Origin of the sequence: Streptomyces sp. NPDC058663 (assembly GCF_042716745.1) — a bacterium.
Lineage (GTDB): Bacteria > Actinomycetota > Actinomycetes > Streptomycetales > Streptomycetaceae > Streptomyces.
Genome location: NZ_JBHXRV010000088.1, coordinates 1 through 18,198 on the forward strand (window position 1 = coordinate 1; position 18,198 = coordinate 18,198).

The window sequence follows — 18,198 nt, forward strand, 5'->3', positions numbered from 1 at the left end:
TGAGTTGCCTGCGCGTCACGCTCGTCTTCCTACCGGATCCGCCTTCCATGCGGATCCGGATCGGCAAGATTGATCACGACGTCACACAGGCCCTAACGAAATGGGGCGGCGGATGCGCCCCTTGCAGGGTGACGGTCTCTCGGTACTTGCCGATGACGAGGGGAACAGCGTCACCGTTAACGTTCGGGGCCGCGATCCGGGTTGGAGCGCCGGGCTCGACGCCGAGATTGTTGTCAGGACGCCGTTCGTGTCGGGCCGTATCGACCTGGTGTTGTCAGCCTCGAAGCTTGAAAGTTGGTCCACCGCATTGAACAGGCTCGACGCCGACGAGGACGTCGTGTGGATGGAATGGGACAGAGGGCCGTCCATCTCCATCCAGCTCACTGGCGAGCGGGACGGTCCGGAGGTGGTCGTGGAGGACGAGTCGGGGTCCATGGTCACCGTACGGGTGCCGGTTGTCCTCCCGGAGGACTGGGTCGCTGACCACAGGCAACGTCTGCACCAGGTGATGGTTCACTGGGTTCCGGTGCTTTCAGCGTAGGGAGACAAGTCGACGCCAGCAGGTCAACGCACATCCAAGAGTGGGGAAGGCTGGTGGAGGTCGTCCCGTATCCCCTGCGGATCCGCAAACGGCGGCACCAGTGCAGATGGGCGGCGAACGTGCGCTCCACGACCCAGCGTTGGGTACCGGGGCCGAAGGCGTGCTCGATGCCCCGGCGGGCAATCACCGGCTTCACCCCGAGAGCCCGGACGAGGCGACGGTACATGTCGTGGTCGTATCCACGGTCTCGAAGGACGTTGTCAGGCCGGCGCCGGCCACGCTTGCCCCGCACTGGTGGGACCGCTTCGAGTAACGGGATGAGTTGGGTGTCGTCGTCGCGGTTGCGGCCAGTCACGGCCCTCCAACTACCTGGTCTTCCTCGGCCTCGCCGCAGCCCACTGCTGCTACAAACGATTCGTCCGCCTCACCACGTACGACACCGTCTCTTACGAGTTGGTGCGTGACAGTGGCTGGGCATGCTCTGTTGGTGAGGAGTACGACTGATCGTTCAGTGCTGGCGCATCGGTTGTTCACCGGCATCGCGAGAGAGCATCTGGCGTCGCTGGTCCCCGAGTTGGCCGAGCCGTGGGTGGTCGGCGTCGAGGGCCGTCGGTTTCGGGCCGGAGGTGGCGAGCGGAAGCGTGCGCCGGATGCTGGTGTCCGGCACCAGCTGGTTTTCGTGGACCGGCTGGTGGCCACGCTGATCCATCTTCGCCACAACCTGCCGTACTCGGTTCTGGCTCTGCTCTACGGCGTGTACCGCTCCACCGTGACCCGGGCTGTCGGGGAGGTGCGCCGCCTGTTCGCGACGCGGGGGTTCGCCGTTCCTGACCGTCCTGGTCTGCGACTGCGCACCACGGAGGACGTGTTTGCCTACGCGCGGGCCGAGGGCTTTCAGTTGTGCTTGGACGCCACCGAGGTGCCGGTCCGCCGGCCGCCCGCGGGCCGGGGAGGTCGGCGTGTGTTTGTGTCGGGCAAGAAGAAGCAGAACACGATGAACGTCACTGTCATCGCCGATCACGAGGGTCGAACCCTGTGGACGGATGCCCTGCGGCCAGGGCGGATGCATGATGCGACCGCCGCCGCACGGCTGGGATCAGTAGATGCTTCGACCACTTCGACCACTTCGACCACTTCGACCACTTCGACCTCGTCCAGGTCCCTCTTCGACGACGGCGATCTCGGCCTCGGGCGCGACCACCCGCGGCGGGCCCTCACCCCCACCTCGCAAACTGCGACCGGGAGCAATTCAGCCCTTCGTTGAAGCCCGCGCACGCCAACGGCATGAGCACTCCTCACAGTGCGTCAGCGTCGAACACGCCCTCGCAGACCATAGACGCTGGAAACAACTGACGCGTTGGACCCACCGCCGCGACCGGCTGCCCGACACCTATCAAGCCATCGCCATCCTCGGGTCCGACCGCACCGCCAACGCCTGAAGGAGACGCTCAGCAGAACAAACGCGACCCACCGCTATCACGCACCAACTTATTATTCTAAGCCGCGGAGTTGAGTCGCGGGGCTGTCGCTCTTGGGTCCTCTACCGCGGTCAGGGGCTACCCCCACCGGGTTACCTCATGCCACCGGACTTCACCCACCCACCGAGGCCGCGTGACCTCGAAGCGGCAACCTCGCATGCGTCATGTGACGCCGAAGCGCCGGCTTGTGGCTTCTTGCGCGGCTTGCCGAATGGCTCTGATGGTGGATTCGGAACGCCTTTGCCGCAGCCAGGCGAGGGCGGATGTGGAGGGGATGAGGTCGACCACGTCGATGTATCTGATGCCGGGGCGTGGAAAGTATTCGCGGGCGGCCGCCGGCAGAAAGCACATCGCTTCTCCGGCGGCCACCGTGTGCAGCAGTGATTCCATGTCGGTGACCACGGGCCCATAGTGAACGCGGCTGCCGCCGGGACGGGGGTCGACCGCCCAGAAGTCCCACCACAGCCGCGGAACCTGCTCTGGCATGTCGACCACCGGGACGTCGGAGAGCTGAGCCAGGGTGAGCCGGGGCAGGGCCGCCAGTGGGTGGTCGGCGCAGAGGCAGGCCACTCGTGGCTCGGTGGCCAGGTGATGCAGTTCAATGTCGTCCGTCACCGGAGGGCGGAGGAAGACCACGTCGGCCTCCTGCTGTGCCAGCGCGGCCAGGTGATCGCCGAAGCCGAGGTTGACCAGTTGCACGGTTGTGCCGGGGTGACGGTCTTGCAGCAGGCTGAGTACGGCACGGGAGTGCGCCATGGATGCCTCGGCTCCCATGGTTCCCACGATGAGTCGTCGCGAGACCTGTCGCATCTGCGCGTCGGCGACGCGCCGCAGCCGCTCGACAGCCGCAACCGCCGCCCGGGCTTCGGGGAGCAATGCCTGCCCGGCCTCGGTCAGAGTGAGCGTCCGGCTGGTGCGCTCCACCGCGCGTACCCCCAGGCGTTTCTCCAGCTCTCTGATTTGCTGACTCAGTGCCGGTTGCGTGATGAACAGGCGTGCGGCGGCACGCCCGAAATGGAGTTCCTCGCTCAGCGTGAGATAGAGCCGAAGTTGATGGATGCTCGGCTCCCTGGACATGAACGCCCCCACGGAGAAGACCCCTCCCTCCCGCTGCCCAACCTGCCGCCATAATGCGCACGTTATCAATCGCCAGACATCATGCGCCCCCGATTCGCTGACATCCCCGTGACGACGATGTGATAGTCGACGGGCCGCTAATTGATCAGTGTGGCGGTCTCACCCAGCAAACAGCGCCGGCCCGGCGCTCGCATGGCAACCGCCCAGCGCTTCGACCGTCGGCCCCTCAAACCCGAAGGGCATGCACACCCATTGCTTCAGCACCACCTGACAAACGTCAGGACGAACGATCTGTCCCACATGGTTGTCTTGCAGCGGCGCCGCCGGGGGCAGCACGCGGTGACTGCAACTTGAGCTGCACTCACTGTCCGTCACCCAGGGAAACATCGTCATGACCAGACGTGCAATTGCCCAAGCAGCCTGCACTGCCGTCGCCAGCGTACTGCTGGCAAGCGGACCGGGAGCAGGACAGGCATGTAAGCATCGAACATTTCCTGACGAAACTAACTCATATCTGTGAATTCGGCGGAAAGTCTGATGCGCGACGTGCGGATCACCGGCTGGAGAGCGGGGAGTCGAGATGCAGGGCAAGCACGGGGGACGTGCGCGCGGAGCGGCGGTGCTTGGGCAGGGAGCGGGTCATACCGGCTCGGGTGGACCGGGGGCCGGGGGGCCGCAGATGTTGTTCGAGGGGGATGATGTCGAGGCGCTGGATGAGGTGGTGACCGGGGAGTTCTCGCCGCATCGTCTGCGCGTGGGCAGGGGGTACCAGGTGCCGGGCCGCTTCCGTCGTCTGCACCGGAAGGGCCTGACGCTGTATGAGCTGGGGTGGGGTGCTCCGGTCGAGGTCGCGGCGGGTGAGCTGCCCGACTTCTACAACGTCCACATCCCGCTCGCGGGTGAGGGCACAGTTCTGGTGGCGGGAGGTGAGGTCACCGCGCCGTGCTCGGTAGCCGGGCCGGGGATGACCTTGGGCATGTCCCTGTCGGCCGGGGCGGACACCCTCATCCTGTATGTGCCGCAGGCGGCGGTGGACGAAGCCTTCGCGGCGCAGACCGGGGAACCGCCCGCCGCCGCTCTGCGTTTCGCGCCCGCTCTCGCGGACGGCGACCCGGCGGTGGCCGCGTGGCTGGAAACAGCGCGGGCCTTCGCGCGGTTCGCCGCCTCACCTTTCGCGGTCCGGTCGCCGCTGGCCACCGCGCACTTCGAACAGGTCCTCGTGCACGGTCTGGTCGATCTCCAGTCGCACGACCACTTCGCCGTCCTGCCCGCGCACGCCCATCCGGCGCTGCCGCGTGCCGTGCGGCGGGCCATGGCCTACTGCGAGGAACACGTGGGTGAGGCGGTGTCGGTCGCGGACATGGCGGCGGCGGCGCGGATCAGCCCCCGCACCCTCCAGGACCGCTTCCGGATCGACCTGGGGACCACCCCGGCGGCCCACTTGCGGCGTGTACGGCTGGACCGGGTGCACCAGGACCTGCTGCGCATCGCGGACGGATCCGCGTCCGGGACGGTCGCCGAGGTCGCCACACGCTGGGGCTTCACCCACCTGGGCCGGTTCGCCGCCTACTACCGCGAGACGTACGGCCAGGCGCCGTCCCGCACCGCCGAAAGGCACTGAAGCCCACTGGATCGAGGTACACCCAGTACCGCTTCAGAAACCGACGCGAAAACCCGGGTCCGTTTCCGGGGGCGTATCCGCCGGGGTAGCGGATCCGGGCTGTCCTGGCTGTCCGATACGCGCGGAGAACCATGCGGGTAACGGATAGAGAGGCTGATCCGCAACTCATACGCTGGAACCGAGCTCAGAGCACAACATTTCCCGACCGTCTTTCTCTTGACCGGAATCCAGGAAGGTGCAGGATGTCCTTGCATGAAAAGCAGAATCGGAAGACGCGGCGGAACTGGCTGACCCGACGCGGTCTCGCCGTGGCGGGAGCGGGGGCCGTTCTGGCCACGCTGGTGTCCGCCACGCCCGCCGCCGCCGCGAGTGGCGGGGGCTGCACCACCATTCAGAGCAAAACGGGTTGGGTGTGCGTCGGATGGAACGCCCAGACGACCAAGTACCTCAACACCATCAGGGGGAGCTTCGATTCCCCCGTCTGGGGCGTGGGCAACCCGCGCATCGAAGTCCGGGTCCTGGACGCCCAGAACAGGGAGATGTTCAAAAGGGAACGCTCGTGGGGCGGCAACCGGCGCAGCGAGTGGGCCGAATTCGAGGTCACGGTCATGATGCCCCGCGACGCAGCGCGCGTGTGCGCCGTTCTCTTCGAAGGGGGCGGCTACATGGACATGGCCTGCAGCGCGGTCTACACCTGAGCCCGACACACATCCGCCCCGAAACTCCGTACACCCTCTCCGACAGGAAGTACAACAGCATGAAACGCCGCATGGCCGCCGCGATGGCCGCAGGAACCGTCCTGGCCGGAATCGCCTCCGGCTCCGCTTCCGCTTCCGCTTCCGCTTCCGCCTCCGGCCCCGCTCCCGCCTCCACCTCCGCCTCCGCAGAGGCAGACTACGAGCGTTGCCAGTCGGCCAACTATCCCTCGGTTGCCTTTTCCCACACGGTGTGCGTGACCTTCCGGGGGAACGGGAGCGGCGCCCCTCCCAACGACGTCATCCGAATGAACGTCCGTTCTTCCGGCAGGACGGGAATTGGCCACTGGGAGCTGTTCGGCCCGCACGGCACCGTCAGCAACAGCCTGGACGGGGAATGGAAAGACCGTACGCATGCCTGGGCCGGCTACCAGGACAGCTCGTTCGGTGACCGCTGGTGCGCCGTCTTCTGGAAGGACGGCGGCGGCGGCTCCGGTTACTACCGGGCTACCCCGCCGCTGTGCGTGACGTCGTATTTCCCCTGATCTGCCGCTCCCGGTGGTTCCTTGAGGGCTTCAGAAAGTACCGCCGGGGCCCGGCCCTTTGTAGGGAGTCAGGGCTCGTGCGCTCTCGGGCGGTGAGACGTCCTGAACTGCCGGGTGAGGGTGGGTTGTCGGAGTGTGGGCAGGCGATCAGCTGAAGGAAGCAGTTCGTGATGATGGCGGGATCTGACGCCTCATCACCACGAACCGTTTCCGGATGCCATCCTTGCTGATTACCACTGTGTCCCGCCACCTCGACCACGATGCGGGCTCCGTCTGCGACGACCTCGCGATCGCCCTGACCCGCCTTACCGGCTGGACCAACACCGCCCACGCCACCGACTACTACAAGTCGTACCCCGGCCACGCGATCGGCCTCATCCGACCCGGCAGGTGAGAACGCAGGCACCTCGGCTCCCGGACGGTGCAGGTTCCGGGATCCGGTGCGCACTGTGCCCGTGGAATTGCGCACCGGAAGCGCAGGTGCCAATGACCCTACGGGGGGATGGCCGCCAGGGCCGCGCGGGCGATCCGTGCGGCCTCCGCCTTGCAGGTCGACTCCGGATGCTCGTCGCCGCCCAGTTCCACCCAGAGGGTCATGTTGCCGTCACGCACGCGCAGGTCGCAGTGTTCGTCGGGGCCGTCGGGCCGTTCCCAGTACGCCTCGTCGCCGATGCCGAGTCCGCTGTCGCGGGTGCCGTCGGCCGCGCCCTCGGCGAACTCCTCGCGCTGCAGGCCGGTCGCGTTCGCGTCGTCTCTGGCGGTGCGCCGCAGCGTCCACTGGACGTAGGCGAGCGTATAGGCGTTCTCCAGGACATAGCCGCCCCCGAGGTCCTGCGTGCCGAGCCAGGTGCAGCTCGTCGAGGCCTCGTTGGTGCGGTCTCCGTACGAGTCGCGGCCCTTCTTCCGCTCCGGCAGCCCGAGTTGACCGGCCGCCTCCGCGCAGGTTGGGATCTTCGCGTATTTGTCGGGTGGCCCGGACACACCGCGCGCGTCGCCGCTGCGAGTCGTCAGCACGTACGCGCCGACGCCGAGGCCCGTGACGGCGAGCACGCCCGCGAGCACGAGGGCCGTGATCTTCATGGCGCGTCCGCGCGAGCGCGTACCCGCGAAAGGCAGCGGTGGCCCGAAGCCGGGACCAGGAGCAGAGGGAGAGAGCCAGGTGGGGGAGTACGCGCCCGGGGCGGGGGTGCGGTCCGTGGTGTCGAGCAGCCGGTCGATCTCGGTCTGCTGGGTGGCGATCAGGCCGTGTACCGAGGGCGGCCAGGGCCGTTCGGCGGCTGTGATCGGGCCGAGGAGAGCGAGGATTTGCTGCGGGGTCGGCCGGTCGGCGGGGGCCTTGGCCAGGCACGGTCCGATGAGGGCGGCAAGACCTGGCGGCAGCGTGGTCAGGTCGGGCTCGGTGTGGACGACGTTGTAGAGGGTCCCCGCCATCGAGGTGCCGGCGAACGGGCTGTCGCCGGTGGCCGCCATCGCGAGGACCGCGCCGAGCGCGAACACGTCGCTCGCCGGGGTGAGTTCCTGGCCCTCCGCCAGCTCCGGCGACATGAAGGCGGGCGAGCCGACCACCCAGCCGGTGTGGGTGAGGGCGGTGCCTTCCGCGCCCTCGGCCGCCCGGGCGATGCCGAAGTCGATGATGCGTACGCCGTCGTCGGTGAGCAGCACGTTCTCCGGCTTGAGGTCGCGGTGGACGATGCCGGTGCGGTGGATCTCGACCAGTGCGGAGGCCAGGCCCGCGGCGAGGCGGTTCACCGCCTCCTCGGGCAGCACCCCGGCGGCCTCCACGGCCGCGCCCAGTGACGGGCCTGCCACGAACGCAGATGCCAGCCAGGGCAGTCGGGCCTCGGTGTCGGCGTCCAGGACCGCTGCCGTATAGGCGCCGGAAACCTGGCGCGATGCGGCGACCTCGCGACGGAAGCGGGCGCGGAACCCGTCGTCGGCGGCGAATCGGGCGTGCACCTGCTTGACCGCGACGAGGCGTCCGTCCGGTGCGGCGCCGAGCAGCACCCGGCCCATGCCGCCCTGGCCGAGCTCGGCGAGCAGCCGGTACGGTCCGGCCGTGGCCGGGTCGGCCGGGCCCAGTGGCTTCATCATGCCGAGCCTGCCTTGTAGGTCCCCCTGGCCACGGACACGGCGAGGGCCTCGCACTTGTCGCCGGTGGGGTAGGCGGTGCCCTCCACGGCGACGAACACATAGAAATTGACGTCCCGCGCGTACAGCACACAGCCGCGGTCCGGTTTGCCGTGCCAGAACGCCTCCTCGCCGGTCCCGATGTCTTCGCGGTGAGTGGTGCCGGTGATGTAGAGGGCCTCGTAGTGTTTCTTCGCCCGTTCCGCGCCGGTCTTGTCCTTCGCTGTCCGGTACTGGTCCCACGTGAGGTCGATCTTGTCGCCGGAGCGGCTCTGCCAGATGCAACGGCCCTGTTGGTACCGGGCCTTGTCGTCGTGGTCCTCCTGGTCGGTGATCTCGGAACCGGGCGGCATGGGCTGGAGCGCGAACTCGGTCGGCACCTTCACCTCGCCCGCGATCTCCTCGCAGGACGGGGGAGTGCCGGTGTACTTGTCGGCGACTTGAGCGAGGGGCTTGTTGCCCGGCGTCGGGACGGCCTCCGTGTGGAACGGGTTCATCTCCGGCGGCAGGAACGTAGCGAGCAGCGCGATGGCGGTGGCCAGCGCGGCGACGGAACCGCCGGCGATCCCTGCGAGGCGCTTGCGCCGTGAACCCGGGGTGGGCGGGGGCACGGGCGGCGACGGATACCCCTGATTCCCCTGATATGCCGGATGCGACGGAGCGGCGGGCAGGTGCCGGTCCTGGGTGGCCGCCGTCATGGTGGGGGCGTGGTGGAGGGAAGCGGGGGCGAAGGGGGTGGCGCTGGGCGCCGTAGGGCTGAAGGGGGTGGCATCGGCGGGCGGAGGCGCGGCATCGGTGAGCGTCGCGCTTCCGCCGGCCCGGGTGACATACCGGTCGATCTCGGTCCGCTGTGCGAGCGCGAGTTGGTGCACCGCCTCCGGCCATGGCCGCGCCGAGGGCCGTACCGGCCCGATTATGGAGAGCAGGGCCTGCGGCGACGGACGCTGTGCCGGGTCCTTGGCCAGGCACGCCTCGATCAAGGGCAGCATGGCGGGCGGCACAGCGCTCAGGTCGGGTTCGGAGTGCGCGACGTTATAGAGGATGCCCGGCACCGAGGTGCCCGTGAACGGCGGCCTTCCGGTACAGGCCATGACCAAGGTCGAGCCCAGCGAGAACACATCGGCGGCTGCTGTCAGTTGGCGCCCGTCCACCTGTTCCGGCGCCATGAACGGGGGCGATCCCACCAGGGCCCCGGTGTGCGTAAGCTTCGTCTGTCCCTCCGCCGCCCGGGCGATGCCGAAGTCGATGACGCGGACGCCGTCCTCGGCGAGCAGCACATTGGACGGCTTGAGGTCCCGGTGGACGAGACCGGCCCGGTGCACGTCGGCCAGCGCCTGCGCGAGACCGGCTGCGAGCACCCGGCTCGACTCCAGCGGCAGCGCACCCACGGCGTCCAGGGCCTGGCTCAGCGAGGGCCCAGGCACGAACTGGGCGGCGAACCACGGGGTCGCCGCGTCCGGATCGGCGTCGACCACGGGCGCGGTGTAGGCGCCGGACACCTGCCGGGAGGCCGTCACCTCGCGCCGGAACCGGGTCCGGAAGCCGTCGTCCCCGGCCAGTTCGGCATGCACCTGCTTGACCGCGACGAGCCGTCCGTCGGGGGCGACGCCCAGGAGTACCCGGCCCATACCGCCCTGTCCGAGCTCGGCCACCACCCGGAACGGTCCTATGTGTGGCGACCCTGGCACTTCGGAATCCCCCATGTTCCCCCGCCCTCTCCGCCGACCGTCGAAGCGAGGCGATCATACGGGTAGTGCAGTTACGGATGACGAGCGCGTTCTCCCTACCCCCGCCGTAGGTGAAGTACCCGCAGTTAGAAGCCAACGGTGGCGCAGGAGCGCCGTGCCTACCGTGAGGAGCTGTCCGCCCGGCGCCGGGCAGAGAGGTAACACGACAGCGCAAGGCCGGAGGAGGCTTGGCCGACGTGACGGACGGGCTCAGTTTCGTTATCTGACATCCACTGGTCGAAAGCTCGGGCGCGTCACCACAGAGAGATGGACCATACGTCCCCTACGCGATGTCCGTCCGGGTCGGGGGGACCTGAACCGTAGGGGTCAGGATCGAGGATGACGTCGATGCGGGCTGCGGAGTCGGATACGCGGTAGCGGTGCATGTCGCGTGCGGTTTCTTCGATCTCGACCGTGTGCCCCAGGGCCACGATGGCGTCCCGTAGTTCCTCGAACGGCAGCCGGGATGCGAACGTGCCGTATTTCCGCGAGAGCGGAAGCGGCACGGTGTTCGGGGACAGGTCGTACAACAGCCGTTGGGGCTTGACACCGAAGCCAAAGCAGGACATCTGGCCCCGGAGCCCAAACTGGTCCGGTGAGAAATTGATCTCCACGAGTCCGTAGTCCCTCCGCAGGAGGCCACCACTGGAGACATCGAGAAAATCCGGCCCCACAGCAACTTCCCAGCCCCCGGGGCCGGTGCCGATTCCAGCTCCAAGCACGTCGCCACTGGTGGCGACTTGGGCGTAGAAGTCTAGAGCTGACACCCGCTGACCTGCCTTGTTCGTTCGTCTGAGCTGCTCCGAACGGTACCAACCCACCCTTCCGAGACTCGGGCAACCTTCGGTGAGGTACGCGTCAGCACCTCCACCGACCACGACGACCAAACCACCCACGGCGCGTACCTGGCCGTCACCGGACCGGACCCTCGAAGCTTGGAGTACGGGCCGCGTCGACAGTGCCTGGAGACCGAGCTCGTGGGTGACTTCGGCTCGAACGGGGGGCAGTACGAGTACGTCATCCACGTCGGCTTCGCCGCCGAGGCGGTACGGAAACTCGGAAGCCTCCAGGGTGCACGTCCGGGGGCTTCCTTGTGGGGGTGTGCTCGGAGCACTGCCCTGGTCAACGACCTGTGTGGTGTGACGTCGCGGGACGCGCTCGCCCCGCCCCCGGTGATCGCACGCGGGGGTGCTCACGGTGGCGAGCCCTCCGACCATGTGGGCATGGAGAGGGCGTTGTCAGTGGGCTGGGCTACGGTCGTTGCGTCCTGCGGGACGCCCCGCTCCCGCCTGGCCTCCAACAGCGGCCGGCCGAAAGCGGTTCAGCGCGCCCATGTACAGCGGGCGGCTCCAAGTACCTGCTCGCGGCATACAAGGATCACCGCATTCTCCATGGCGACGCGTTCTGGGGGAACGGCACATGACCACCACCACGGGGCCCATCGAAGTATGGGTGGAGTACCGGCAGTTCTACCTCGCCGACCCCGGCCTCGGCACTGACCCGGTGCCGTCCGCCGGCGCCGCGCAGGACGGTGTCCTGGCCACTGCCGACGACGCCGCGCTCATCCTGACCGGACTGCACACCGGCAACGTTTCCGTCACCGTCCAGCCGGCACACGTCGATCCCGACACCGCCCCTGGGACGTGGGAGCACATCATCGAGGCCACCTTCACCTCCACCACCGGCACGCTCGTGGTGCACGGCTACGAGGACGGCCCCCTCGAGGACCTGCCCAACCTGACCCCGCACGGCCCCGGCACCTACCACCTACGCCTGCACAACCGAGGACGCGCCCACGCACGCGCCCTCGACACCACCGACCCCGACGATGACTCCGGCGAGCACTACCTCCTGCAAACCTGGCCGTCTCCCTATGACCGACTGGGGGCACGTTCGGTTCGGTCGGCGTACGGCGGACGGGCCTTGCCCGACGCGCACTACCGCGTGATCGGCGGGTGGGTGCCCGGCCGGGGCTCCCTGCACGGCCTGCCCGGGGCGCTCCTGCTCGGGGACCCCGACCGGTAGGCGGTCTGCGGTATGTAGTGAGCGTCGGAACCGGCTTCACCGACCAGACCCGCGCCTATCTCACCCGCCTCCTGGCCATGGCCGCCGACACGGATTGTCCCTTCACCGCCTTCACCGCCGCCCCGGCCGTACCCGGCGCACGTTGGGTGCTGCCCCTCCTGGTCCCCGAAGTCCGCTGCGCCAGGCGTGCCCGGGCCGGCCTTCTGCGCCCCCCGTTTTCCACCGGCTGGCCCCTCGAGATGGCACTCGAGAGCGTGTGACTGGGCGACATGGATGTCGCCTGGTCGCGATACTGCCGGGCCGTCGATGGCGTTCGCAGCGCACCCTCTGCCGGCATGTCCTCCACCGGCGCCGGATCGGCATGGACGGCTGGGAGGCCCTGCCCATAGCCTGACCGTCGTTCGAAGATCAACGTGTCGGGCGGGTCTCCGGAAACGCGGCTCGCACGGGTGTGCCATGCACGGCAGGGGGAACGCGTGATGTCAGGCAGAGCAGGACTTATGAAGGCGCTGGCGGGGATCGGGCTCGTGCTGGGGGTGATCGGGTCCCTCACCGCCTGGTTGCTGTCGTTTGAGGGCTACCTGCCGGGCGACGCCATGGTGCGGACCTGGGCCACCGCGAAAGACCGGCCCAGCAATGGCAAGGACAACGACAGTTGGGTTGTCGGGGACGTCGCCGTCCGCAGCCGGTTCGATGCGGTGACCGGCTTCGGCATCGCCGACGGGCAGGACGGAAAGAAGCTGTGGGAGTTCGTACCGCCCGGCCGTGCCCAGATCTGCGGGAGCGCGCCTCGTGCGGGCGAGGGGGTACTCCTGGTCGCATACGGCATGGAGGGCAGATCCACCAAGGGCGGGAGCGGCGAGCCCGCCCCGCCCGGCAAGGGCAAGGGCTGCTCGACCGTCGTCGCCTTCGACACGAAGGACGGGCGGGAACTGTGGAGGGTCCCGCGGACCGTCTCGGACGGCCGCTTCCCCGGGGACGGATTCCTGGAGGCGGGGGGTGGCCTGGCGTTGATCGAGCACGAACGGACCGAGCAGGAGATGCGGAAGCCCGGGGGCAACCGTTCCCTGCGCGCCCTCGACCTCCGTACAGGCAAGGCCCGTTGGACGGCGGCCGTTCCCGGCACGTGCGGGGTGTGGGACACGTTCGTGGGCGAGGACCAGGTCCACGCCGTCCTGGCCTGCGGCGGGGAGGACGCGGACGCCCCGGGCTCCGACAGCGGCGAGGACGTCGAGCTGATGGCGGCGGCCTTCGACCGTGGCACCGGCGCTCTGAAGTGGAACGTTCCCATCGACGCCCGTCGCCCCGTGTTGACGGACTCCAGCGTGGACATCGAGTCGGCCGATCCCCTGGTGCTGAGGGTCGTGCGGTCCTCGAACGGTAACTCGGGCGAGGCTACGGGCACGTTCGTCTCCTTCGACCAGGACGGACGTACCCGGCCGGGCATCGAGCTCGGCGGCGACTACGGCCAGATCGACGCGGCGGAGGTCATCGGCGAGCGGATGTACGCGCTGGCGTGGACCTATTCCAAGGGGCGGCACTACCGGCTGATCGCCTTCGACCTGAAGACCGGCGCAGAGGTGTGGAACAACGAGTTGGACGAGCCCGCCGCCGGGCTGTCCGTGCGGGGCGACCGGATCACCGTGCTGTGCGAGTGGTCCACCCAGGCCAGCGCCATCACCGAGCTGCTCGTGTACGACGCCGGCAACGGTGAGGAACTCGACGAGCGTCATTTCCGCGAGGAAGCGCCCAGCGGCTACTTCCTCGAGCACGACGGGCGGATCATCGTCGTCGGGGCGGCCGGCAATCATGCCTTCACCGCGTTCGAGCGCTGGTGAGCCGACGGCTGTCTTCCGGCCGTAAGGCAGGTCGCCGGTCGAGGCATGGGTAGTCGACCTTGACGAGGACCGCTATCGCCGAACTACAGCTGTCCGGTCGGCCGGTCACGTGATCGGCCGGACAGCTTCTGACGCGGCCAGTCACAGAGCGTCTGATGGTGAGCCCCGCAAACTGATGCGGCCTCTCGGGATCACCGCGCAGAGCGCCACGCCCTATGGCGGTGCCGCCTGCCCGGAGCGCACCGCGAAACTGCCCGTTCAGCGGGCCCGCTTGCAGCCAGATGCCAACTGAAAGCCCGTGGCGGCACAACCGTGGGTCCGGCATGATCCCCATGTCATAGTGATGCCACCCGTTCTGGAGATCTCCGCTGCCGATGACTTCGCGCTCTGGCCGGTGGGAAAGTACGAGCCCTATGGCCACCTCGTGCTGAACGGGGAGCTCACTTCGGCGGAGGTCGGCACGGCGGTTCTGCAGATCGCCGGCTGCAACGACTTCGAGCCGGAGGAGGAGCACGGACCGTGCCCGACCGACCCGCTCGGCACCTTCCTGCACGGGCTGCTCACCATGCCCGATCTGTTCGCCGCCGCAGGGTTCCGGGTGACCGACAACGCCACCCCACCGTCTTCGTCGAGCCGGGCTGCTGCAACGGACTGGAGACCTGGCCCGACTGGCTGGAGGTGCTCAACGGCACCGGCTGCTCCTCCTTCGGCCACGATCCGTCCTCGATAACCGAACGCCTTGGCGACATCGTCCGGCTGACACTCGACGCCCACGAGACGGACAGCAGCCCGGTGATCGAGCTGTCAGTAGACCGGATACGCAGGCTCGTCGCGGGTGCCCGGCAGGATGTGCAGGACTTCCTCGGTCTTGCGGGATTCTGGGCTGAGCAACACCTGCCGGCACACGCTGCCGCCGTCACAGCCGCCCTGGCACGGGCACTGGACCTGGCGCCTGCACCATGACCAGCTTCCTGACCCACCGAGGGCGGGTGTACGACGCCCGCCTCCCCGTCCATCGGCGGCACAGCGCGTTGCGCACTTGCCTCACCGTTTTCGCTCCTTACGGCTTACGGGCGACATACCACCACCTCACGCTCAGCGCCGCGATCCCCCGTCGGCTGGAGGCGGACCCGGACGCGCTGGTGCGGGCGGTGGAGGAACTGCACGAGGCGCGGGTGCTGTGGCTCGTGCGGGCAGACGAGTACGCCGCACAGCGCCGGGCGGAGAAACAGGCTGGGCAGCGGGCTGTACCGAACCCTCGGCCGTGGTGGCTGCGGAACTGGTGGGAAAGCCCCGACCGTGCCTGGTTCGAAGACCCGTTTCGCCACCCGTCGCTGCGCCTGACCGAATACGTCCAGCGGCAGAACGCGATTTTGGACGGTGCCGAGCCGCCCGGCTGCCCGGCTTGCGGGGATGAGGGACCACGAGTGCTGAGCTCGACCGGGCACGGTTGGGTCGAGCTGTGTCGTGGGTGCGCGCGGGCGCTGGCGCCATGTCCGTGCGGGCGACGGCACCGGTTCGTGCCGGATACTCCGTTCGCCTGGAACGAAATCTGGCAACGGGCGCACATGAGCGAAGACGGCACACCGAACCCGCATTGGCCTGCCGGTTAGCCAGTTGGACGCGGCACGGCAAACCCTCGGAATCTCAGATCCCGTCAGCTTCGCCGGAACCCGCGCGCGGGACCGCCACAGTCATCAACTGACACCCAGGTTCCGGCCTGCCGGCGTTCAGGAATCTGGGAACCTGCGCGCTTGCGCGGGCGGTCACTGCGACGTCGGCGAAATGAGCCGGAAGGCAGCGGCGCCCGGGGGTTGACCGAGGAGATCGGCCGAGGGATTGGCCGTCCGGCGCACCGGCCGGGGCCCCTTTCGTGCTGAAAGGCTGTCGGCATGGCCACCGCAGCCAGCGGAGCACGTGCGTCCGCGTCGCATACGGCGGTGTGCCGCCCTGCCGACGAACGGGCCACCGCAGGAACCCGGAACGGTGGCCCGCCGCCCTGCCGACGGCCAGGGTCGTTTGCGGCACCACCACCGCCGCCGGTCCGGTGGGTCCCCGGGGGCCGTGCCCTGCAGGTCAGCCGGCCCCCTGCCCGGTGCGTGCTCGTGGTCAGCAGGCCATGGTCTCGATCAGGTAGAAGGGGGCCGCCTCCAACAGCGGGGTCGCCGACACGATGGACAGTCCCGCACGGTGGCACACCTCTTCGAAGTCCTCTCGGGTACGTTCCCTCCCGCCCAGGTTCACCAGCATGTTGAGGTCGCTGAGGTACGTGATCCCGCCGTCTGCGGCGTGCGCGGCGGCGCCGGTACCGACGACTTCGGGAAGCACCGGCTCCACGATCAGGACGCGGCCGCCGGGCGGTAGTACCTCGCGGCAGTGGCCGAGGATCGTGACCGCTTGTTCGTCCGACCAGTCGTGCAGGACGCTCTTGATCAGGTACAGGTCCGAGCCGCCGGGCACGGAGCGGAAGAAGTCGCCTGCGGCCAGGGAGCAGCGGTCCGCCACCCCGTGCCGGTCAAGCGTCTTCGGTGCCTGGGCCAGACCGTCCTTGGTGTCGTGGAGGACGCCGGTGAGCGCCGGGTGCGCGGCGAGTATGCCGGCCAGGACGCTTCCGTCGCCGCCGCCGATGTCGGTGACCGAAGTGAAGCGGCTGAAGTCGTAGGCGTGCGGCAGCACGGCGGCCGTCTCCTCGGAGGCCTGGCTCATCGCCGCGTTGAAGTCGGCGGACAGCTGGGGGTGTCGGCCGAGAAATCTGAAAAAGTCGGTGCCGAAGACGGCGTCGAAGGCGATGCCGCCGGTGCGGACGCTGCTGTCCAGGCCGTCCCAGGCCCGCACGATCGCCGGGTCGGTGAACATCCGGACGAACGAGACGAGCGAGCCGGGGCGGCTGGAATCGAGAAGGGCGCCGGCGGCGGTCACTGAGAACGTGTCGGGTTCGTGCTCCTCCATCAGGCCCAGGCCGGCGAGGGCGCGCAACAGCCTCGTCATGGGTTGGTGCTCGGCTCCTGCGTCGGCGGCTACCTCGCTGGCCGGCCGCCGGCCGTCGCCGATCAGGTCGAAGACTCCGAGCCGCAATGCGGCGCGCAAGGTCTGCGAGGCCATGCTGCCGAAGGCGATCTGGACGATCAGACCTCGGTCGGCCATGGCCTCTTGGGCAGCAGCTGTGGCTATGGTGCTCACGGATGACTTCCTTCCTCGTCGGGATGGGTGGCTCTGGTGTTCGGGAGTGCGGGTCAGCGGCCGGCCAGAACAGCGGGCGTGCACCCGGCGAAGGCGAGGACGTCGCGGTGGAGGTGGGACTGGTCGGCGTATCCGTGCGCCAGGGCGATGTCCGCGGCGTTGCCACCCGCGCGAAGGGACTGGGCGGCCTGGTCGAAGCGGACGAGCATGGCGGCGCGCTTGGGTGTGAGGCCGATCTGGGCATTGAACCGAGACCACAGTCGCTTACGGCTCCACCCGCAGGACGCGGCGAGGTCGTCGACCCGTACCCGGCCCCCCTGCGCCACGATGGTGTCCCACACACCGGCGACCTCGGCTGCCATCGACGGGCCGTGCGCGGCCCGGCGGGTGAGGAACTCGCTGACCAGCGTGAAACGTTCCTGCCACGCGGTAGCGGCGGCCACCCGTTCACGGAGCTGCCGTTCCTGCCGCCCCCACAGGTCTTCCAGGCCGACGACCGCCCCTTTCAGTTCGAGCGGCGACACACCCAGCAGCGTGTAAGCGGTGCCGGGCGACAGGCACATTTCAATGCACTCGACGTCCCGGCCGCGGATCCGTGTGGGACCGGGCGACAACGACGCGACCAGGCTGGGATGAGGGTCCGGGCTCGTCGAGGGTCGTGGCGCGGTGCCGCCTTCGACCGTGAACGGGTCGTTCCCCAGGCCGATGACGACGACCACGGCAGGCTGGGGCAGCACCCGCAGGTCCAGTGCCTGGCCGACGCGATCCCGGAAGCCGACCATCCGGACACCGGGAACGGCAGGCGCGCCGCCGGGCCGCACCACTTCCCACCCGCTGTCAGCTGCATGGTCGCCGTCGGAACCATGGTCCACGGCCACGGCTCCGGCCCCGGCATCAACTTCGTCGCTGTGCATGCCCCCACCCTGACGGACCCGGGCAGCCCCGTCTTGGAAAAAAGTTCCGCGGGCCGACGCACGGAGCTCCAAGCGGCCACCGGAGAGTTTTCTTCGGATCGTCTGATCGTTTGATGATGTGTAATATCGGCTGACGCCCAGGGGGCGAGGATCGAGCCGTTGCTGCCGGACCGGACTTCGAAGCGGGGAGGGCGGTGGCGGGATCACCGGCAGGTGATCGACGCGATCGCGTTCAAGTACCCCGGTACGCCCTGGACGGACCTGCCTGAGCACTTCGGGTCGTGGAAAGGTGGGTTCGGCATGCCGTCTCCGCCCACGCGCCCCCGCTGCCAACAGCCACGAGTACGTCTGGGTTGGAACTTCTCGTCGAGCCCGGCACACGGCGGTCACTTGTGACAACACAGAGGGCCCCGCACCGTCGCATCGCGAC

Annotated in this window: 18 protein-coding genes and 3 pseudogenes; 13 read left to right on the forward strand and 8 right to left on the reverse strand. The window is 68.7% G+C overall.

What is annotated here, in order from left to right; translation table 11 throughout:
* The first annotated feature begins 112 nt into the window (after positions 1-112).
* Positions 113-541, forward strand: coding sequence for a DUF5959 family protein (locus tag ACFWVV_RS36675; protein WP_384358654.1), 429 nt, complete (start codon positions 113-115; stop codon positions 539-541).
* Here ACFWVV_RS36675 and ACFWVV_RS36680 read toward each other — a convergent pair.
* Positions 533-923 (reverse strand): annotated as a pseudogene (locus ACFWVV_RS36680) (transposase); the annotation flags it as partial. The gene ACFWVV_RS36675 and the pseudogene ACFWVV_RS36680 overlap by 9 nt on opposite strands.
* Here ACFWVV_RS36680 and ACFWVV_RS36685 point away from each other — a divergent pair.
* Together ACFWVV_RS36685 and ACFWVV_RS36690 are read left to right on the forward strand one after the other, a co-directional pair.
* Positions 890-973: pseudogene (locus ACFWVV_RS36685) on the forward strand (IS5/IS1182 family transposase); the annotation flags it as partial. The pseudogenes ACFWVV_RS36680 and ACFWVV_RS36685 sit on opposite strands and share 34 nt — an antisense overlap.
* Positions 974-1,028: 55 nt before the next feature.
* Positions 1,029-1,980 (forward strand): annotated as a pseudogene (locus tag ACFWVV_RS36690) (transposase family protein).
* A gap of 201 nt (positions 1,981-2,181) precedes the next feature.
* On the opposite strand, the gene ACFWVV_RS36695 reads toward ACFWVV_RS36690, so the two are convergent.
* Both ACFWVV_RS36695 and ACFWVV_RS36700 read right to left on the reverse strand, forming a co-directional pair.
* Positions 2,182-3,096, reverse strand: coding sequence for a LysR family transcriptional regulator (locus ACFWVV_RS36695; RefSeq protein WP_384358656.1), 915 nt, complete (start codon positions 3,094-3,096; stop codon positions 2,182-2,184).
* A gap of 159 nt (positions 3,097-3,255) precedes the next feature.
* Positions 3,256-3,489, reverse strand: coding sequence for a hypothetical protein (locus tag ACFWVV_RS36700; RefSeq protein WP_384358658.1), 234 nt, complete (start codon positions 3,487-3,489; stop codon positions 3,256-3,258).
* 286 nt (positions 3,490-3,775) lie between these two features.
* On the opposite strand from ACFWVV_RS36700, the gene ACFWVV_RS36705 reads away from it, so the two are divergent.
* The 4 genes from ACFWVV_RS36705 to ACFWVV_RS36720 all read left to right on the forward strand — a co-directional run bounded on the left by ACFWVV_RS36705 (position 3,776) and on the right by ACFWVV_RS36720 (position 6,351).
* Positions 3,776-4,717: an AraC family transcriptional regulator gene (locus tag ACFWVV_RS36705; protein ID WP_384358659.1), complete on the forward strand. Its 942-nt coding sequence runs from the start codon at positions 3,776-3,778 to the stop codon at positions 4,715-4,717.
* A 242-nt stretch (positions 4,718-4,959) separates the two neighbouring features.
* Positions 4,960-5,415 carry a hypothetical protein gene (locus ACFWVV_RS36710; RefSeq protein ID WP_384358661.1) on the forward strand — a complete coding sequence of 152 codons (456 nt, stop codon included), beginning with the start codon at positions 4,960-4,962 and terminating at the stop codon, positions 5,413-5,415.
* Between the two features lie 59 nt (positions 5,416-5,474).
* On the forward strand, positions 5,475-5,957 hold the full coding sequence (locus tag ACFWVV_RS36715; RefSeq protein ID WP_384358663.1) for a hypothetical protein: 483 nt from the start codon (positions 5,475-5,477) through the stop codon (positions 5,955-5,957).
* A gap of 223 nt (positions 5,958-6,180) precedes the next feature.
* The gene (locus ACFWVV_RS36720; protein ID WP_384358665.1) at positions 6,181-6,351 is read left to right on the forward strand and encodes a hypothetical protein; all 171 of its coding nucleotides are present in this window, start codon (positions 6,181-6,183) and stop codon (positions 6,349-6,351) included.
* Between the two features lie 98 nt (positions 6,352-6,449).
* Here the strand turns inward: ACFWVV_RS36720 and ACFWVV_RS36725 are convergent, their stop codons facing one another.
* The 3 genes from ACFWVV_RS36725 to ACFWVV_RS36735 form a co-directional block, all read right to left on the reverse strand.
* Complete coding sequence (locus tag ACFWVV_RS36725; RefSeq protein ID WP_384358667.1) at positions 6,450-8,048, reverse strand: serine/threonine-protein kinase; 1,599 nt, start codon at positions 8,046-8,048, stop codon at positions 6,450-6,452.
* Positions 8,045-9,736, reverse strand: coding sequence for a serine/threonine-protein kinase (locus ACFWVV_RS36730; RefSeq protein WP_384358669.1), 1,692 nt, complete (start codon positions 9,734-9,736; stop codon positions 8,045-8,047). The genes ACFWVV_RS36725 and ACFWVV_RS36730 overlap by 4 nt, the downstream gene beginning before the upstream one ends.
* A gap of 329 nt (positions 9,737-10,065) precedes the next feature.
* Positions 10,066-10,578: a hypothetical protein gene (locus ACFWVV_RS36735; protein ID WP_384358671.1), complete on the reverse strand. Its 513-nt coding sequence runs from the start codon at positions 10,576-10,578 to the stop codon at positions 10,066-10,068.
* Positions 10,579-11,230: 652 nt separating this feature from the next.
* On the opposite strand from ACFWVV_RS36735, the gene ACFWVV_RS36740 reads away from it, so the two are divergent.
* The 5 genes from ACFWVV_RS36740 to ACFWVV_RS36760 all read left to right on the forward strand — a co-directional run bounded on the left by ACFWVV_RS36740 (position 11,231) and on the right by ACFWVV_RS36760 (position 15,287).
* The gene (locus ACFWVV_RS36740; protein ID WP_384358673.1) at positions 11,231-11,836 is read left to right on the forward strand and encodes a hypothetical protein; all 606 of its coding nucleotides are present in this window, start codon (positions 11,231-11,233) and stop codon (positions 11,834-11,836) included.
* Positions 11,837-11,853: 17 nt separating this feature from the next.
* On the forward strand, positions 11,854-12,096 hold the full coding sequence (locus ACFWVV_RS36745; protein WP_384358675.1) for a hypothetical protein: 243 nt from the start codon (positions 11,854-11,856) through the stop codon (positions 12,094-12,096).
* A gap of 219 nt (positions 12,097-12,315) precedes the next feature.
* Positions 12,316-13,674, forward strand: coding sequence for a PQQ-binding-like beta-propeller repeat protein (locus tag ACFWVV_RS36750; protein ID WP_384358677.1), 1,359 nt, complete (start codon positions 12,316-12,318; stop codon positions 13,672-13,674).
* Positions 13,675-14,193: 519 nt separating this feature from the next.
* A complete protein-coding gene (locus ACFWVV_RS36755; RefSeq protein WP_384358679.1) occupies positions 14,194-14,637 on the forward strand; it encodes a hypothetical protein in 444 nt (147 codons plus the stop codon).
* Positions 14,634-15,287, forward strand: a complete 654-nt coding sequence (locus tag ACFWVV_RS36760) for a hypothetical protein (protein WP_384358681.1) — start codon at positions 14,634-14,636, stop codon at positions 15,285-15,287. Before ACFWVV_RS36755 ends, ACFWVV_RS36760 begins: the two co-directional genes overlap by 4 nt.
* A gap of 496 nt (positions 15,288-15,783) precedes the next feature.
* Here ACFWVV_RS36760 and ACFWVV_RS36765 read toward each other — a convergent pair whose 3' ends face one another.
* Positions 15,784-16,818 carry a methyltransferase gene (locus tag ACFWVV_RS36765; RefSeq protein ID WP_384358685.1) on the reverse strand — a complete coding sequence of 345 codons (1,035 nt, stop codon included), beginning with the start codon at positions 16,816-16,818 and terminating at the stop codon, positions 15,784-15,786.
* Positions 16,819-16,907: 89 nt separating this feature from the next.
* A complete protein-coding gene (locus ACFWVV_RS36770) occupies positions 16,908-17,768 on the reverse strand; it encodes a helix-turn-helix domain-containing protein (protein ID WP_384358683.1) in 861 nt (286 codons plus the stop codon).
* A gap of 123 nt (positions 17,769-17,891) precedes the next feature.
* Here ACFWVV_RS36770 and ACFWVV_RS36775 point away from each other — a divergent pair, with 123 nt between their 5' ends.
* A complete protein-coding gene (locus ACFWVV_RS36775; protein WP_384358687.1) occupies positions 17,892-18,164 on the forward strand; it encodes a transposase in 273 nt (90 codons plus the stop codon).
* Positions 18,165-18,198: the final 34 nt, after the last annotated feature.